Source organism: Streptomyces sp. CB01373, from assembly GCF_002803075.1.
Classification (GTDB): domain Bacteria; phylum Actinomycetota; class Actinomycetes; order Streptomycetales; family Streptomycetaceae; genus Streptomyces.
The window spans coordinates 46,137-62,416 of the sequence record NZ_NNBK01000026.1 but is presented as its reverse complement, the minus strand read 5'-3'; the positions used below and the strand labels follow the sequence as shown (position 1 = coordinate 62,416).

Below are 16,280 nucleotides of genomic sequence, written 5' to 3'. Positions count from 1 at the left end.
GTTCGCCCTACTCCGCCTGCTTCTCCTTCTCGGCCCGCCCGAGCGCCGCCTTCGCCGCCTCCTGGGCCTTGCCGGCCGCCTTCCCGGCAGCTTCCTGTGCCTTGCCGGCCGCCTGCTGGACCTTGTCGGCCGCCGTCCCCGCCGCCTGCTGGACCCTGTCGGCCGCTGTCCCGGCCGTTCTCCCCGCCGCCTTCTCCGCTTCCCTCTCGGCCTTGGCCGCCTCCGCGATCTGCCGCTTGGCCGCGGTCGCGTAGATGTCTACGTACTCCTGGCCGGAGAGCTTCATGATCTCGTACATGACCTCGTCCGTCACCGCCCGCAGCACGAAACGGTCGTGCGCGAGGCCCTCGTAGCGGCTGAAGTCCAGTGGCTTGCCGATGCGTATGCCCGGGCGCATCAGCTTGGGCACGACCTTCCCGGGCGGCTGGATCTTCTCCGTGTCGATCATGGCGACCGGGATGACCGGCGCTCCGGTGGCCAGGGCCACGCGGGCGAGTCCGCCCGGCTTGCCGCGGTAGAGGCGGCCGTCGGGCGAGCGGGTGCCCTCCGGGTAGATGCCGAACAGCTCGCCGCGCTCCAGCACCTCTATGCCGCTCCTCACCGCCGCCTCGCCCGCACCGCGCGACCCGGAGCGGTCCACCGGGAGCTGGCCGACACCCTTGAAGAACGCGGCGGTGAGCCGGCCCTTCACCCCGGGCGTGGTGAAGTACTCGGCCTTCGCGATGAAGGTGACCGGGCGGTGGAGCATCACCGGCAGGAAGAAGGAGTCCGAGAAGGACAGGTGATTGCTCGCCAGAATGGCGGGACCCTCGTCGGGGATGTTCTCCAGGCCTTCCACCCAGGGCCGGAAGGCGATCTTCAGCGGCCCCCCGATGGCGACCTTCATCGTGCCGTAGAACAACCGAGTGCCTTCCTGTGTGTGTCGATCAGACGATACCGCCGGGCTGCCTTCCGTGGGACCGACGGCCCTGGTCGGTGTCAGTACCGTCGCGTACGGTGAAGTACCTGCAATCGACGACCACAGGAGAGCCACGTGCCGGTGCTCCCCGGAGCCGAGCCGTTCCGCCACGAGGGCGGGGAGGTCGGTGTCCTCCTCTGCCACGGCTTCACCGGTTCCCCCCAGTCACTGCTGCCCTGGGGGCGGTACCTCGCCGGACGCGGCCTGACCGTCTCCCTGCCGCTGCTGCCCGGGCACGGCACCCGCTGGGAGGACATGCAGCTCACCGGCTGGCCGGACTGGTACGCGGAGGTGGACCGCGAGCTGCGGGTGCTGCGCGAGTCGTGCACGCGCGTGTTCGTGGCCGGGCTGTCCATGGGCGGCGCGCTGGCGCTGCGGCTGGCCGCCCGGCACGGAGACGCGGTCGCGGGCGTCGTGGTCGTGAACCCGGCCCACAAGGTGCACGGCCTGTCCGCGTACGCCCTGCCGGTGGCCCGCCACCTCGTACGGACCACGAAGGGCATCGCGAGCGACATCGCGCTTGAAGGCGCCGCCGAGCTGGGGTACGAGCGGGTGCCGCTGCACGCCGCGCACTCGCTCAGGAACTTCTTCCGGATGCTCGACCGCGAACTGCCGCAGGTCACCCAGCCGCTGCTGCTCCTGCGCAGCCCGCAGGACCATGTGGTGCCGCCGGTCGACTCGGCCCGGATTCTCGGCCGGATCTCCTCCACGGACGTCACGGAGGTGCTGCTGGAACACAGCTACCACGTCGCGACGTTGGATCACGATGCGGACCGGATCTTCGAGGAGAGCTACGCATTCATCGGCCGGCTCGCACCCAGTGTCGGCAAGGAAGGGACGACGGCAGGTGGCTGAGCACGACTCCGACCGCGAGAACCGCGACGGCCGTGAGCCGGCAGAGCCGGGCGAACCGGCCGGCCCGGTCACACCGGCCGGACCAGTGGGACCGTCCGAACCCGTCGGACCGTCCGAACCCGTCGGACCGTCCGAACCGGTCGGAGCGGCCGAACCCGCCGGGACGGCCGAGCAGCGCGCCGAGCCCGGCGTGCCCGCCGGCAAGGAGGGCTCCGGCTTCGACGAGGACGCCGCCTGGGCGGCGATCATCGCCGGGTACGGCGAGGAGCCGCCGGACCCGCCGGGCTCCAGGCCGTTCCGGCCGATCGAGGACCTGGCGTTGCCGCCGGACCCGACGCCGGACGTCGAGAAGCCGTGGAAGGACCGGAAGGACGAGACCGGCAAGGACGCCAAGGGCGACGGGAACGGCGCGGCCGGCGAGGACGGCGAGAGCGAGGAGGGCCCCTCCGCCCCCGCCGGGCGGCTGGGCAGCTCGGTCTCCTTCGCGCCCGGTGTCGGCAATCGCGGTGGGGGACCGCGCGACTACTCGCTCGCCGAACCGTCCGACGACGACTTCGACACGAGCGACGAGGGACACTTCGTCCCGCCGGAGCCGCCCCCGCTGCCGTCAGCCGACGCGACCGCGAAGTTCGCCTGGCTCGCGGTGATCGGCGGCCCCGTCCTGCTCCTGCTGGCCGTCCTGTTCGGCTGGGACATGACGTGGTGGCTCGCCATGCTCGGCATAGGCGGCTTCCTGGGCGGCTTCGCGACGCTGGTGACGCGCATGAAGACGGACGACGACGACAACGACGACCCGGGCCGCGGGGCGGTGGTCTGAGCCCGGTTCCCCGCGACTCGGCCCCCGCCCTGGGGCCTCTCGTCCGGATCAGCCCGGATCAGCCCAGCCTGATCCGGACGAGGGGCCCCGGCTAGGAAAGTGCCGGGACCCTGAGGGCGGCCAGTACCGGGCGGTGGTCCGTGGAGGCCTTCAGGTCCGCCTCCGTCACTCCCGGCAGGCCCAGCGGTACGCCGCAGCCGAGAATTTCCACGTCCCGGGTCGCGAAGAGGGCGTCGATGCGCCGGTGGGGGCCGGTGGACGTCCAGGTGGCCTCCGCGCCCCAGGGGGCGGTGGCCCAGCCGTCCTGGAGCGAGTCGGCCAGCCGCCGGAACGCCGGGCCGTCCGGGCCCTCGTTGAGGTCGCCGCCCGTCACCGCGTGCTCCACACCCATCCCGGCCAGCCGGTCCAGCAGCACCCCGGCCTGGTCGTACCGCTCCTCCGCGTTCAGCGAGAGGTGGCAGCTGACGACGCCGAGCCGGGCGCCCCCGAACCGGACGACCGCCGTCGCGAGGCCCCGCCGGTGCAGTCCGGGGGTGAGCGGCAGCAGGACGTCCTCGGTGCGTTCCACGGTGGCCCGCAGCGAGCAGAGAATCGCCGGGCCCGAGGCCGTCGCGCCCCCGGTGAGGATCACCAGGTCCGCGGCCGCCGCCAGCCGGGCCAGCTTCTTGCGCCAGCGGAAGAAGCGCGGCGCCTCCTGGACGAGGACGAGATCGGGCGCGCAGGCGCGGATCACCCGGGCCAGCGCCTCGGTGTCGTCCCGCATCGACCGGATGTTGTGGCTCAGGACGCGGATGACGGCGGAACCATCGGGCTCCGTACGGGAGTTGGGCAGCAGCATGACGATCAACATACGCCGCGGCCGGGCTCACCGACGGTACGGCGACGCCCACCGGTCCCGGGCGGACGGGGACGGTGGGCGCGCCCGGGGTGCGACCGGCGCTACATGATCGGGTCGGGCTCCCGGGCGAGGTCCGCCGCGCCCACCAGACCGGCCTTGTTGCCGAGCTGGGCGGCGAGGACGTCGGCGACCGGGCGCCAGTTGCCGCCGACCAGCCAGCGCTTGTAGGACTTGCGGATCGGATCCAGGACCAGCTCCCCCTCGTCGGAGAGCCCGCCGCCGACGATGAACGCGGACGGGTCGAACAGCGAGGCCAGGTCGGCCAGGCCGGCACCCACCCAGCGGGCCAGCTCGCGGTAGGAGTCGACGGCCACCGGACAGCCCTGGCGGGCGGCCACGGAGATGTGCTTGCCCTCGATGCCGTCGGGGGTGCCGTCACCGAGGGCGAGCAGCACCTCCGCGCTCTCGGGGGCGGCGTTGGCACGCTGCTTGGCGTACCGCACCAGGGCGCGCCCGGAGGCGTACTGCTCCCAGCAGCCCTGCGAGCCGCAGCCGCACAGCAGGCCGTCCGGGACCATCCGGATGTGGCCGAACTCGGCGGCCACGCCGAAGTGCCCGCGGCGCAGCTTGTTGCCGATGACGATGCCGCCGCCGAGGCCGGTGCCGAGCGTGATGCAGATGACGTTGCGGTGGCCCTTGCCGGCGCCGAACCTGTACTCGCCCCAGGCCGCGGCGTTGGCGTCGTTCTCCACGACCACCGGCAGGGCGACGCGCGCCTCGACCTTCTCCTTCAGCGGCTCGTTGCGCCAGTCGATGTTGGGCGCGAAGTAGACCGTGGAGCGCTGCCGGTTGACGTATCCGGCGGCGCCGATGCCCACGCCGACGATCTCGTGCCCCGCGCGTGCCCCCTCCACCGCCGAGGCGATGGCGTCCACGATGGCCTCGGGCGTGGTGGGGGTCGGCACCTTGAAGGTCGAGAGGATGTTGCCTTCCTCGTCGACCACGCCGGCCGCGATCTTCGTGCCGCCGATGTCGACGCCGATGGTGAGTCCCATGAATCCCTCAGTTCCGGTCGAGCCCCGCTACGGCAACCGTACCCGAGGCCCTGCCGTGGAATTCGCGTCGTCCGGACGGTCGGTCGAAGTCCTCCGGCCGAGTCGTCCGGGCGGTCAGTCCAGGTCGATGCGCTCGCCGCCGCCGGTGCCCTCACCCGGGTCGCGGCGCCCGCCGGGGCGGGTGTCCAGGTCGTCGAGTTCGTCCCGCGCGGACTCGTCCGCGCGGGACGACGTCCAGCGGCGCTCCTCGGACTCGACGGCCGAGCGGTACGCGGCGAGCAGTTCGCCGCCGGCCGCCGCCAGGTGCTCGAACACCTCGGGGTTGCGCTCCACGACCGGTTCCACGGCCGCCTTGGCCTGCTGGACCATCTGCCGCACCGCCTGCTCGGCCGCGGGTCCGGCGAGGGCACCGAGCAGCGGCCCCTGGATCGACGACAGCTTGTCGGCGACGGTGTCGACGAACTTGCGCAGCTCCTCGGCGGCCGAGCCGGGCGGCGGGCCGTACCGCGCGCGGCGGCGGGCCTGCTCCGCCGCGAGGTCCTCGGCGCAGGCCGTGGACCAGGCGTCGGCGTCCGTGGCGCGCCGCTCCCCCGGATCCCCGGCCTCGCTCGGACGGGCGGTGCCCTCGCGGCCGCCGGGCTCCTCCTGAGCTGCGTCGTCCCGAGCGGCGTCGGACGGTGGGCGCTCTTCGCTCATGGCGGGCTCCTGACTACGGTTCGTCCTTACGACGTTACCCGAACGGGGGTACGCGCTTCATCTCTCGCGGGGCCACAGCGCGGGGTCCGGCGCGAACCGGATCCGCAGCTCGCCGTCACGCAGGGCGGCCCCGTCGACGGTGCACCGGCGCAGCGCCGAGGGCAGCGGCACGACCCGGCGGAACGGCCCGGCGGTGACCGCGAGTTCGTCGCCGAGCCGGATGAGGTCGAGCTCTTCGCGTATGACACCGGGCAGCGGGATGTTCCACACGAGGACTCCGTCCTCGGCGAGCCGGTCGGTCACGGGCCACTCGACCGGGGCGGCCGCCGGGGTCGCGCCGGGCACGGCGAGGGCGGCGAGGTCGTCCAGGCCGCGCGGGTCCCGGCCCAGGTGGGCGGCCGGATGGACGGCGTACGTCTCCCGCCACTCGTCGAGGGTCTTGCGCTGCTGCGCGACCGGGCCGGCCAGCCAGGAGTCCGCGGCGGTCTCCGGCAGGACCCGTCCGGCGACCAGGCACTCCACGGCCAGGCCCCGCACGGCCAGGCCCAGGGCGGCGTTCCGGACGGCGTCGGCGCCGGCCGGTCCCGGCTCGGCGACCAGGCGTACACGGGTGCCGCGGTCGGCGACGACCGCGGCGACGGCGGCGAGTTCGACGTCCCAGCGTGCCGCCGTCTCGTACAGCCACTCGGCCGGCATGGGGACACCGGCGAGCCGGCCGAGCACCGGCCGCAGGGCGCGGGCCGCCTGCCGCTCCGGCGGGAGCAGCCGGCGCAGATAGCGGCGCAGTTCCTCGGGCAGCGCGAGCAGGGCGAGTGCCTGCGGCGCCGGCGGCAGGTCGACGACCAGCAGCTCGAACCGCTCCGACAGGGCCGCGTCGCGCAGCGCGCGCAGCAGGGCGAGCTCCTCGGCGCCCGGCAGCGGGGTGACCTCCTCGGGGTCCAGACGGGAGGCTCCGAGGAGGTCGAGCACGTTGCGCGCGCGGTCCTGGAAGGCGGTGAGGTCGGACCGGAAGCCGGCCGCCGCGTCGGGGCGCCAGGCGGTCAGGCGCGGCGCGACGGACACCGGCTCCGCACCCGTCGGCACCCCGAGCGCCGCGCCGAGGGAGTCCGTACGGTCGGCGCTGAGCACGAGGGTCTCGACGCCGTCACGGGCGGCGGTCAGTGCGGTGGCGGCGGAAACGGTCGTACGGCCGCTGCCGCCCGGGCCCGTGATCAGGAGGGTGCGCATGATGCTGAACGGTAGTGGATCCGACCGGGTCGACGGACCGGTCGCCGCCCGGGGACACGCGCCCTGAGTGGACCCCTGCCGTCGGTCCCTGTCCCCGGCCCCGGGCCGCCCGCGGACCGCCGTCCGCGCGCCCCTACTTCTCGCCCGACTCCACGCGCTTCTTCAGGCCTGCCAGGGCGCGGTCGATGATGACCTTCTCGGCCTTGCGCTTGATCATGCCGAGCATGGGGATCTTGACGTCCACGGTGAGGCGGTAGGTCACCTCGGTGCCGTGCGCGCCCGCGGGCCTGAGGACGTAGGAGCCGTCCAGGGAGCGCAGCATCTGGGACTTCACCAGGGTCCAGGAGACCTCGTGCTCGCCGGTCCAGGTGTACCCGAGGGTCTGGTCGTCCTTGATGGCGCCCGCGTCCATGACGAGGCGGACCTGCTGGGCACGGCCCTGGTCGTCCGTCTTGAGGACCTCGGCCTCCTTCACCTCGCCGGTCCAGTCCGGGTAGCGGGCGAAGTCGGCGATCACCCCCATGACGTCGGCCGGTGGCGCCTCGATCGTGATGCTCGAGCTGGTGTGTTCCGCCATCGCCGTGGCTCCTCCAGATGCGGGCCGGTAGTGCGGCCGGGTGAGGCCGGTGGTGCGCTCCTCGTGCGCATGTGTGTGCAGCGTGAAGGCTACCGCGCGCCCGGCCGCCGGACTCCACCCCCACCTGCGCGATCGGCCGGATCCCTCACCATTCGAGCACCCAGGGGCGGCCGCTCCCGGCGAAGTGGCCCACGTTCACGCATTCGGTCGCGCCGATCCGCATCCGCCGTACCAGCGGCTGGTGGACGTGGCCGAAGAGGGCGTACCGGGGGCGGGTGCGGCGGATGGCCTCCAGCAGGGCGCGGCTGCCGCGCTCGAAGCGGCGCGCGACGGTGTCGTAGACGAGGTCCGGCACCTCGGGCGGGATGTGCGTGCAGAGGACGTCGACCTCGCCGACCGCCTCGATCTTCGCCGCGTACTCCTCGTCGCCGATCTCGAACGGGGTGCGCATGGGGGTGCGCAGGCCGCCGCCGACGAAGCCGAAGACACGGCCGCCGATCTCCACCCGCTGCCCGTCGAGCACGGTGGTGCCCTCGCGGGCGTACTCCTGCCACAGGGTCGGCATGTCGACGTTGCCGTAGGTGGCGTACGTGGGGCTGGGGAACGCGGCGAAGAGCTCCGCGTACTGCTTGCGCACCGCCTGTTCCATCACCGTGGCCCGGTCGCCGTCGATGCCCGCCCACAGCCGGGCGCCGAGCTCGCGCGCCTCGGCGAAGCGGCGGGCGGTGCGCAACTCGACGATGCGGTCGGCGTTCTCCACGCCGAACAGGTCGGGGAAGATGCCGCGCGAGTGGTCGGCGTAGTCGAGGAAGAGGATCAGGTCGCCGAGGCAGACCAGGGCGTCGGCGCCCTCTCCGGCCCGGGCCAGGTCGCGCACGTTGCCGTGCACGTCGCTGACCACATGGATGCGCGTTCTGCTGTGACGGGCCGATGTGGGTGCCATGGCGATCAAGCGTAGGCGGGCGTGGCATACGTGAACAGTGGCGGCCGGAAACGCCGTTACTGGCCGGTCATTCGGCGGGTCGACTACTGTGCGCAGGGGAACATCGATCCGTGTGACGCAGCGAACATCTCGCCGGGTCCCCCTGTCGAAGAACCATACCGGCGGGTAACGTCCGGCCCGTCCAGTCCTCTCTGGATTTCAACAACGTCATGGCGCCGGCGCCCTATGAGGAGCAGCAGTCTTGCGCGAGTTCAGCCTTCCGGCTCTGTACGAGGTCCCTGCGGACGGGAATCTGACCGACATCGTCCGCAGAAACGCCGCGCAGCATCCCGACGTCGCCGTCATCGCGCGCAAGGTGGACGGCGCCTGGCAGGACGTCACGGCACGGGCCTTCCTCGCCGAGGTGCACGCCGCCGCCAAGGGCCTGATCGCCTCCGGCATCCAGCCCGGCGACCGGGTGGGCCTCATGTCCCGTACGCGGTACGAGTGGACGCTGCTGGACTTCGCGATCTGGAGCGCGGGCGCGATCACGGTGCCGGTGTACGAGACCAGCTCGCCGGAGCAGGTGCGGTGGATCCTCGGCGACTCGGGCGCGACCGCCTGCGTGGTGGAGCTGGACCAGCACGCGGCCGCCGTCGAGTCGGTGCGCGAGACGCTGCCCGCGCTGAAGAACGTCTGGCAGATCGAGGCCGGAGGCGTCGAGGAACTCGGCCGGGACGGCCGGGACATCAGCGACGCGGCGGTGGAGGAGCGCGGCTCGCTGGCGAAGGCCGACGACCCGGCGACCATCGTGTACACCAGCGGCACCACCGGCCGGCCCAAGGGCTGTGTGCTCACCCACCGGGCCTTCTTCGCCGAGTGCGGCAACGTCGTGGAACGGCTGCGCCCGCTGTTCCGCACCGGCGAGTGCTCGGTGCTGCTCTTCCTGCCGCTGGCGCACGTCTTCGGCCGGCTGGTCCAGGTCGCCCCGATGATGGCGCCGATCAAGCTGGGCTGCGTCCCGGACATCAAGAACCTCACCGACGAGCTGGCCGCGTTCCGCCCCACGCTGATCCTCGGTGTCCCGCGGGTCTTCGAGAAGGTCTACAACGGGGCACGCGCCAAGGCGCAGGCCGACGGCAAGGGCCGGATCTTCGACAAGGCGGCCGCCACGGCGATCGCCTACAGCAAGGAGCTGGACAGCCCCTCGGGCCCCTCGCTCGGTCTGCGGATCAGGCACAAGGTGTTCGACAAGCTGGTCTACGGCAAGCTGCGCGCGGTGCTCGGCGGGCGCGGCGAGTACGCCATCTCCGGCGGCGCCCCGCTCGGCGAGCGCCTCGGGCACTTCTACCGCGGTATCGGCTTCACGGTCCTTGAGGGCTACGGCCTGACCGAGTCCTGCGCGGCGACCGCCTTCAACCCCTGGGACCGGCAGAAGATCGGCACGGTCGGCCAGCCGCTGCCCGGCTCGGTGATCCGGATCGCGGACGACGGGGAGGTGTTGCTGCACGGCGAGCACCTGTTCAAGGAGTACTGGAACAACCCCGGCGCGACGCGGGAGGCGCTGGCCGACGGCTGGTTCCACACCGGTGACATCGGCACCCTCGACGAGGACGGCTACCTCAGGATCACCGGCCGCAAGAAGGAGATCATCGTCACCGCGGGCGGCAAGAACGTCGCCCCGGCCGTGATCGAGGACCGCATCCGGGCGCACGCGCTGGTCGCGGAGTGCATGGTGGTGGGCGACGGGCGGCCGTTCGTGGGCGCGCTGGTCACCCTCGACGAGGAGTTCCTGCGCCGCTGGTGCGCCGAGCACGGCAAGCCGGCGGACGCCACCGCGGCCTCGCTGCGCGACGACCCCGACCTGAACGCGGCGGTCCAGGCGGCGGTCGACGACGGCAACGCCGCGGTGTCGAAGGCGGAGTCGGTGCGCAAGTTCCGCATCCTGTCCTCCCAGCTCACGGAGGAGTCGGGGCACGTCACGCCGTCGATGAAGCTCAAGCGCAACGTGGTGGCGCGGGACTTCGCGGGCGAGATCGAGGCGCTCTACGCCAAGTAGCGCACCCCCCTAGAGCAGTTCCTCCAGCCGCCGGGCCAGCAGGTCCCAGCGCCACCTCTCCTCGACCCAGGAGCGTCCCCGCTCCCCCATGCGGCGGCGCAGGGCGGGGTCCCCCAGGAGCGCGACGACACGGTCGGCGGCCTCCTCGGGGGAGCCTCCGCGCACGACCCAGCCGGTCTCGCCGTCGAGTACCGCGTCGGGCGCGCCGCCGGAGTCCCCGGCGACGACGGGCAGTCCGGTCGCGGACGCCTCCAGGTAGACGATGCCGAGGCCCTCGACGTCGAGTCCACCGCGCCGGGTGCGGCAGGGCATGGCGAAGACGTCACCGGCGCCGTAGTGCGCGGGCAGCTCGGCCCAGGGCACCGCGCCGGTGAAGCGCACGGAGCCGGACACCCCGGTCCGCTCCGCCAGGGCGCGCAGCTCCCTCTCGTACGGTCCGCCGCCGACGATCAGCAGGACGGCGTCGGGTTCGGCGGCCAGGATCCGCGGCATGGCCAGGATCAGCGTGTCCTGCCCCTTGCGCCTGACCAGCCGTGAGACGCACACGACCACCGGCCGGTCGGTGAGCCCGAGCCGGGCCCGCACCTCGTCGCCGCCCGAGCCGGGGTGGAACGTCTTCTCGTCGACGCCCGGGGGCAGTCGCACCATCCGTCCGGCCGCCTCGGGGGTGAGCGCGGTGGCGATCCGGGAGCGGGTGTACTCGCCGAGGTAGGTGATCGTGTCCGTCGACTCCCCGATACGGCGCAGGAGTCCGCGGGCGGCGGGCAGTTGCGCCCATCCCGCCTCGTGCCCGTGGGTGGTGGCGACGAGCCGCTCGGCGCCCGCCCTTCTGAGGGCCGGCGCCATCAGACCGAGCGGCGCCGCCGCCCCGAACCACACGGCGGTGCAGCCGTGTCCGCGCAGCAGCCCGACCGCGCGCCGGGTCGCGCCCGGGGTCGGCAGCAGCATCGTCGTACGGTCGCGCACGACGGTGAAGGGCTGCTCCGCGTCGAACGCGGCCGTCGCCTCGGCGCCCTCCCGGCCCCGCTTCCAGGTGGAGGCGTAGACGACCAGCCGCTCCGGGTCGAGACGCAGTGCCATGTTGTGCAAAAACGCCTGGATCCCGCCCGGCCGGGGCGGAAAGTCGTTGGTCACGATGAGGGTCTTGCGCACAACCGCCGACCCTACCGAACCAGCCCGGCGCCACGGCCCACGGCCGTGCCGCCCGCCCCGCGACGGCCGGTCGCGGGATCATGTGCCCCGCGACACGAAACGCACGAAGCGCATGAATCGTGCGGACCGGACGGACCGGTCGGGACTGCGGGAGAGGAGAGGAGTGGACGGGACAGGTACCCGGTGGGGGCTCGCCGGGGTGCTGGTGGTCTGGGGAGTCAGCCGGGTCGTGCTGCTGCTCCTCGTGTTCAAGGTGATCGGCTTTCCGGGGCCGGACGACGTCACGGTGGATGTGTCGGTGACGTATCAGGGCTGGTACGAGGTGCTGCGGCAGGGCGGGTTCCCGGTCGGCGACGTGACCTGGCAGTACCCGCCCGCCGCCGCGCTGGCGATCCTCTCCCCCGCCGCCCTGCCCTTCCTCGGCTACACCGCGGCCTTCCACGTGCTGGCCCTGCTGGCCGATCTGGCGGTGCTGTGCCTGCTGCTGTGCGCCGGCCGGCGGCCCGGCCGGCCGCTGCGCGGCGCCTGGGTGTGGACGGCGGGCGCGCCCCTGCTCGGCCCGGTCCTGTACGCGCGCTACGACGTGATGGTGACCGCGGTGGCCGTGGCCGCGCTGCTCGCGGGCGCCCGGCACCCGCGAGCCATGGGCGCGCTGGCCGGTTTCGGGGCGCTGCTCAAGGTGTGGCCGGTCCTGCTGCTGCCGGGCCTGCGGGGCGCGGCCGGGCGCCGGGCGTGGACGGCGGCAGCGGTGACCGCGGTCGCCCTCGTCTCGCTGTTCGCGCTCACCATGCCCGGCGCCCTGTCCTTCCTGACCGCGCAGCGTGACCGGGGCACGGAGGTGGAGGCGCCGGCCGCGCTCGTCCTGCACCTGGCCCGGCACTTCGGCTGGCACGGACAGGTGCTGCTCACCTACGGCTCGCTGGAGTTCGCCGGCCCGTACACCGACGTCGTGAGCACCGCGTCCTTGGCCCTGACCGTAGCCGCCCTCGGCTGGCTGCTGCTGTGGCGGCGACGGGCCCGCCGCTTCCGTCCGCACACGTCCGCCGACGCGGCGTTCGCGGCGGTACTGCTGTTCACGGTGACCAGCCGGGTCCTCAGCCCCCAGTACCTGGTGTGGCTGATCGGGCTGGCCGCCGTCCGCCTGTGCTTCCGGGACGACGGCATGCGGCTGCCGGCCGGCCTCGTCCTGGCGGCGGCCCCGGTGACGGTCCTGGAGTTCCCGGTGCACTTCGGGCACGTCGTCGCGAGCGACCTCCTCGGCGTCACCCTCCTGCTGCTGCGCAACGGCCTGCTGGTGGCCGCGGCCGTGACCGCCTGCCGGGCCCTGTGGCGCTCGACGGTCACCGCCGCGCCCCGGACCCGCTCGCCGGAGCGGACCGCCCGGCCCACCGCCCGGCTCGATCAGCCCAGCTGACGCACGAGATACGCGCGCCACTGCTCGGTGAACCGTTCCAGGGTGGTGCCGAGGACCTTTCGCAGGGCGTTCTCGACCGCGCCCTCGCGGACGCCGTGCGCGCCGACGGCACGGTAGAAGTCGTCCAGGCGCCGCTCGCCCCACTGGTCGGCGATCATGCGGCAGGCCGTCCAGCCGCTCTCGTAGGCCCGGGCGAGCCGGGCCGGATCGCCGGCGAAGCCGAAGTCACCGTCGGCCGGCAGGGCGGCGGGGACGTCCCCGCCGGTCACGGCCCGTCGCAGTTCGGGCGCGGCCTCCTCCGCGGTGCGGCCGGTGCCGCGGTAGCCGACCCAGTCCGCGTAGCCCTCGGACAGCCACAGCGGGGTGGCGGCGTTGGTGTGGGCGCGGGTGGCGACGTGGGTCGTCTCGTGGGTGAGGACGACCTGCTTGCCGAGCGGGCCGAGCATGCCGTACGCGGCCGGGTTGACGATGATCCGGTCCGCGGGCGCCCGGCCCGCGCCCCCGGTCTCGCCCGTGGTGACGGCGGCGATGCCGCGGTAGTTGGACGCGGGCGAGCCGAGCAGTCCGGCCATGCCCTCGAGGGACCCGGGGACCAGCAGGACGACGTGCCGGCTCCAGTCCGTGCCCCAGGCGTCCGACACCGCGGGTATCGCGCGGTCGGCCAGACGGGCGTAACCGCGCAGGTCCGCGTCGCCGTGTCCGACGCCGAGCACGAGGCTGCCGCGCCCGTGGACCACCGAGACCGTGCCCTGGTCCCACAACTGCTCGGCGGCCTTGCTCCGCGGCCGGTCGGAGTCGACATACCACTTCCCGTCGGCGCCGGTGGACAGGGTCAGCGTGCGGCCCGCGGTGACGGGCGCCTTGTCGTATCCGGTGACCCGGTAGCGCAGTTCGGCCTGCGCGACCGCGGTGTCGCCGCTGCGGCGCAGGCTCTCCAGCCGGTAGGTCCAGTCCGTCAGCGGGACGGCCCGCACCCGTGCGTACGGGTCCCGGGTCCCGGTGGCCGCGTACGCCGCCGGGTCGTGATGGAGGACCGCCGACGCCCGCCGGTCGAGTACCCGCTGCACCTCGGCCCTCGCGGTGTCGGCCGCGGACGGCCCGCCGCAGGCCGTCAGGGACGCCAGCAGCAGGCACACCGCCATCACCAAGGATTTCGACGCCTGCCCACGACCAGCCATTTCCCGATCGTACGGCGGCACCGGGACGGCCGTCAGACCCTGGTCACCGACGAGATCGGCATCATGTTCACCGGGTCGTAGCGCACCGGCGCGCCCGGGTGGGGCGCGTGGATCACCCGGCCGTTGCCCGCGTACATCGCGACATGGCCGGCGTCTGAGCGGTAGACGACCAGGTCGCCGGGCCGGGCCTCGGACAGCGGGATCCGCCGGCCCGCGTTGCGCTGCTCCTGAGAGGTGCGCGGCAGATGCACTCCGGCCTGCCCGTACGACCACTGCATCAGGCCCGAACAGTCGAATCCCGTGGGCCCGTTGGCGCCCCAGACGTAGGGACGGCCGAGGGCGGAGCGGGCGGCGGCGAAGGCGGCGGCCGCGCGGCCGGAGGCGGCCGGGCCGGCGTCGGGACCGGGGAAGAGGTCCTCGCGGCCGGACCGGGAGGACCTGTCGTAGTCCGCGCGCTCCGACGTGGGCAGGGCGGAGAGGAGTTGCCGGGCCCGGGCGAGCTTCCGCTCGATCGTCCGCTTGTGGGTCGCGGCCGCCTTGCGGTTCCTGTCCAGTTCGGCGAGGGAGCCGGTGGCCTCGATGCGGTCCTGCGAGAGTTCGCGCAGCACCCGCCGCAGGGCCTTCAGCTCGCCGGTCTGGTGGTCGGTGATCCGGTCGAGCGTGGCGGCCTTGTCGAGGTAGTCGGCCGGGTCGCGGGAGAACAGCAGGGCGATCGACGGGTCGAAGCCGGAGCGGTACTGGGCTCCGGCCAGCGAACCCAGCGACTCCCTGAGGTCGTTGACGCGCTGCTGCCGCCGGGCGATGCGGTCCTGCAGGTCGTGCACCCGGGTGCGCAGGAGGTCGGCTCGCTCACCTGCCTTGTCGAAGGCCTCGGTCGCCTTCTCGGCCTCCTGGTAGAGGCGGTCGACCTCGGACCGGGCGTCGCCGTGCGGAGCGGCGACGGCCGAGGTGGCCGGTACGGCGCCGAGAGCGGCGGCGGCGACGGACAGAACGCAGAACGCTGCGCCCGCGCCACGGTCGAACCCGGACGGTGCTGGGCGGCGATGAGACCCCACGGGAAGCCGTACTCCCTCCACTGGCGGACACTGACCGCTTCCCGTGACCGGGGCGCCGAGCGCCCGGCCTGCGGGAAACGCGCCAGACAGTAGCCGCGCGGACACACCGCGGCCAAAGCCGCCGAGGGGGCACCGAACGCGGCCGCCCCGCCTCTGACGCAGGTCAGGGCGGGGCGCGGGGTCACCGTGGGGTGCCGGGATTCGCCCGTTCGGGCGAGTGGGAGAGGGGCTCTCCCGGAGAGACGTCAGATGCGGACGCCGAACTGGAAGGGCATGTTGCTGATCGGCTCGTAGCGCACGACGGTGCCGGTGCGCGGGGCGTGCAGCACCTGGCCGCTGCCCGCGTACAGACCGACGTGGTGCTGGTCACCGTAGAAGATGATCAGGTCGCCGACCTGGAGCTGGCTCTGCGAGTAGATCCGGGTGCCCGCGTTGGCCTGCGCCTCGGAGGTGCGCGGGATGCTGACACCGGCCTGGGCGTACGCCCACGAGGTCAGACCCGAGCAGTCGTAGGAGGACGGACCGGTGGCACCGTAGACGTAGGGCGAGCCGATCTTGGACTGGGCGGCGGCGAACGCGGCGCCGGCCCGGCCCGAGGCGGGGGCGGCGGCGGCGTTGCCCAGCTGCACACGGTCGGCGGAGGCCCGGCTGGCCCGCTCCTGCTCGGCGTCGAGGGCGGCCTTCTCCTGGGCGGTGAGGCTGTTCAGGAGCCGCTGCGCCTCGGCGAGCTTGCCCTGGACTTCCGTCTTCTTCTTGCCCAGCTCGGTGCGGGTGGCGGCGAGGTCCTTCAGCTTCGAGGATGCCTCGGACCGCTCCTGGGCGAGCTCGCGCTGCTTGTCCTGGATCTTCTTCAGCGCCTCGACCTGCTGGCCGCTCAACTGGTCGAGCGTGGAGGCCTTGTCGAGGTAGTCGTCCGGGTCGGAGGACAGGAAGAGCTGGAGCGAGGGGTCTATGCCACCGGTGCGGTACTGGCCTGCGGCCAGCGAACCGAGGCCGTCGCGCAGCTTGTTGAGATCCTGCTGGCCGCGGGCGACGTTGTCCTGGATGGTGGAGATCTCCTTCTGGAGCTTCTCCTGCTTCTCCTTGGCCCCGTTGTACTTCTCGGTGGCCTGCTCCGCCTGCTCGTAGAGAGCGTCGACCTTGGACTTGACTTCGTCCTTGCTCGGCTTCGCGCTCGGGGCTGCGTTGGCGGCCTGGGCACTGATCGCTACGGCCGCTGCCGCCGCGGTGGTGAGCACAGTCACACGCGTACGGCTGGGTTGCTTGGGTCGACGGTGGGACGCCACGGAAGCGAGCTCCTTCTTCTGAGTGATCACCCGCTCGGAGGTTCGAGCTCGACCCTAGTGACCTCATCGTGATGAATTCAAATCCTGCGGCGGAAAATCCCACCACTCGCTGCATTCTTTGCCCATAACTCACCAGCAGTGAGGACCTATTGACCCTGCGTCGCGTGACGCTTCCGGCCAATTCGGGAATG

At 73.0% G+C, this 16,280-nt stretch carries 15 protein-coding genes; 4 read left to right on the top strand and 11 right to left on the bottom strand.

The window, feature by feature from the left end; translation table 11 throughout:
- Window positions 1-7: 7 nt before the first annotated feature.
- A complete protein-coding gene (locus CG719_RS32705; RefSeq protein WP_234375880.1) occupies window positions 8-886 on the bottom strand; it encodes a lysophospholipid acyltransferase family protein in 879 nt (292 codons plus the stop codon).
- Between the two features lie 147 nt (window positions 887-1,033).
- On the opposite strand from CG719_RS32705, the gene CG719_RS32700 reads away from it, so the two are divergent.
- Both CG719_RS32700 and CG719_RS32695 read left to right on the top strand, forming a co-directional pair.
- Window positions 1,034-1,813, top strand: a complete 780-nt coding sequence (locus CG719_RS32700) for an alpha/beta hydrolase (protein ID WP_100572320.1) — start codon at window positions 1,034-1,036, stop codon at window positions 1,811-1,813.
- Window positions 1,806-2,630: a hypothetical protein gene (locus CG719_RS32695; protein WP_100572319.1), complete on the top strand. Its 825-nt coding sequence runs from the start codon at window positions 1,806-1,808 to the stop codon at window positions 2,628-2,630. The genes CG719_RS32700 and CG719_RS32695 overlap by 8 nt, the downstream gene beginning before the upstream one ends.
- 91 nt (window positions 2,631-2,721) lie before the next feature.
- On the opposite strand, the gene CG719_RS32690 is transcribed toward CG719_RS32695, so the two are convergent.
- The 6 genes from CG719_RS32690 to CG719_RS32665 form a co-directional block, all read right to left on the bottom strand.
- A complete protein-coding gene (locus tag CG719_RS32690) occupies window positions 2,722-3,480 on the bottom strand; it encodes an endonuclease/exonuclease/phosphatase family protein (protein ID WP_100572318.1) in 759 nt (252 codons plus the stop codon).
- Between the two features lie 89 nt (window positions 3,481-3,569).
- A complete protein-coding gene (locus tag CG719_RS32685) occupies window positions 3,570-4,523 on the bottom strand; it encodes an ROK family glucokinase (protein ID WP_100572317.1) in 954 nt (317 codons plus the stop codon).
- A gap of 114 nt (window positions 4,524-4,637) precedes the next feature.
- Window positions 4,638-5,219, bottom strand: a complete 582-nt coding sequence (locus tag CG719_RS32680; RefSeq protein WP_100572316.1) for a DUF5304 domain-containing protein — start codon at window positions 5,217-5,219, stop codon at window positions 4,638-4,640.
- A gap of 57 nt (window positions 5,220-5,276) precedes the next feature.
- The gene (locus tag CG719_RS32675) at window positions 5,277-6,446 is read right to left on the bottom strand and encodes an ArsA family ATPase (RefSeq protein ID WP_100572315.1); all 1,170 of its coding nucleotides are present in this window, start codon (window positions 6,444-6,446) and stop codon (window positions 5,277-5,279) included.
- Window positions 6,447-6,579: 133 nt separating this feature from the next.
- Window positions 6,580-7,023: an SRPBCC family protein gene (locus CG719_RS32670; protein WP_100572314.1), complete on the bottom strand. Its 444-nt coding sequence runs from the start codon at window positions 7,021-7,023 to the stop codon at window positions 6,580-6,582.
- A 145-nt stretch (window positions 7,024-7,168) separates the two neighbouring features.
- A complete protein-coding gene (locus CG719_RS32665) occupies window positions 7,169-7,924 on the bottom strand; it encodes a metallophosphoesterase family protein (RefSeq protein ID WP_199836875.1) in 756 nt (251 codons plus the stop codon).
- Window positions 7,925-8,207: 283 nt separating this feature from the next.
- Between CG719_RS32665 and CG719_RS32660 the strand changes: the two genes are divergently transcribed.
- Window positions 8,208-10,004, top strand: coding sequence for an AMP-dependent synthetase/ligase (locus CG719_RS32660; RefSeq protein ID WP_100572312.1), 1,797 nt, complete (start codon window positions 8,208-8,210; stop codon window positions 10,002-10,004).
- A gap of 9 nt (window positions 10,005-10,013) precedes the next feature.
- Here CG719_RS32660 and CG719_RS32655 read toward each other — a convergent pair whose 3' ends face one another.
- On the bottom strand, window positions 10,014-11,156 hold the full coding sequence (locus CG719_RS32655; RefSeq protein WP_100572311.1) for a glycosyltransferase family 4 protein: 1,143 nt from the start codon (window positions 11,154-11,156) through the stop codon (window positions 10,014-10,016).
- A gap of 163 nt (window positions 11,157-11,319) precedes the next feature.
- On the opposite strand from CG719_RS32655, the gene CG719_RS32650 reads away from it, so the two are divergent.
- Complete coding sequence (locus tag CG719_RS32650) at window positions 11,320-12,570, top strand: glycosyltransferase 87 family protein (protein ID WP_234375875.1); 1,251 nt, start codon at window positions 11,320-11,322, stop codon at window positions 12,568-12,570.
- Here CG719_RS32650 and CG719_RS32645 read toward each other — a convergent pair.
- The 3 genes from CG719_RS32645 to CG719_RS32635 all read right to left on the bottom strand — a co-directional run bounded on the left by CG719_RS32645 (window position 12,558) and on the right by CG719_RS32635 (window position 16,089).
- Window positions 12,558-13,748, bottom strand: a complete 1,191-nt coding sequence (locus CG719_RS32645; RefSeq protein WP_100572309.1) for a hypothetical protein — start codon at window positions 13,746-13,748, stop codon at window positions 12,558-12,560. The two genes, CG719_RS32650 and CG719_RS32645, sit on opposite strands and share 13 nt — an antisense overlap.
- Window positions 13,749-13,780: 32 nt before the next feature.
- A complete protein-coding gene (locus CG719_RS32640; RefSeq protein WP_100572308.1) occupies window positions 13,781-14,803 on the bottom strand; it encodes a C40 family peptidase in 1,023 nt (340 codons plus the stop codon).
- Window positions 14,804-15,048: 245 nt separating this feature from the next.
- Window positions 15,049-16,089, bottom strand: a complete 1,041-nt coding sequence (locus CG719_RS32635) for a C40 family peptidase (protein WP_100572354.1) — start codon at window positions 16,087-16,089, stop codon at window positions 15,049-15,051.
- Window positions 16,090-16,280 lie beyond the last annotated feature (191 nt).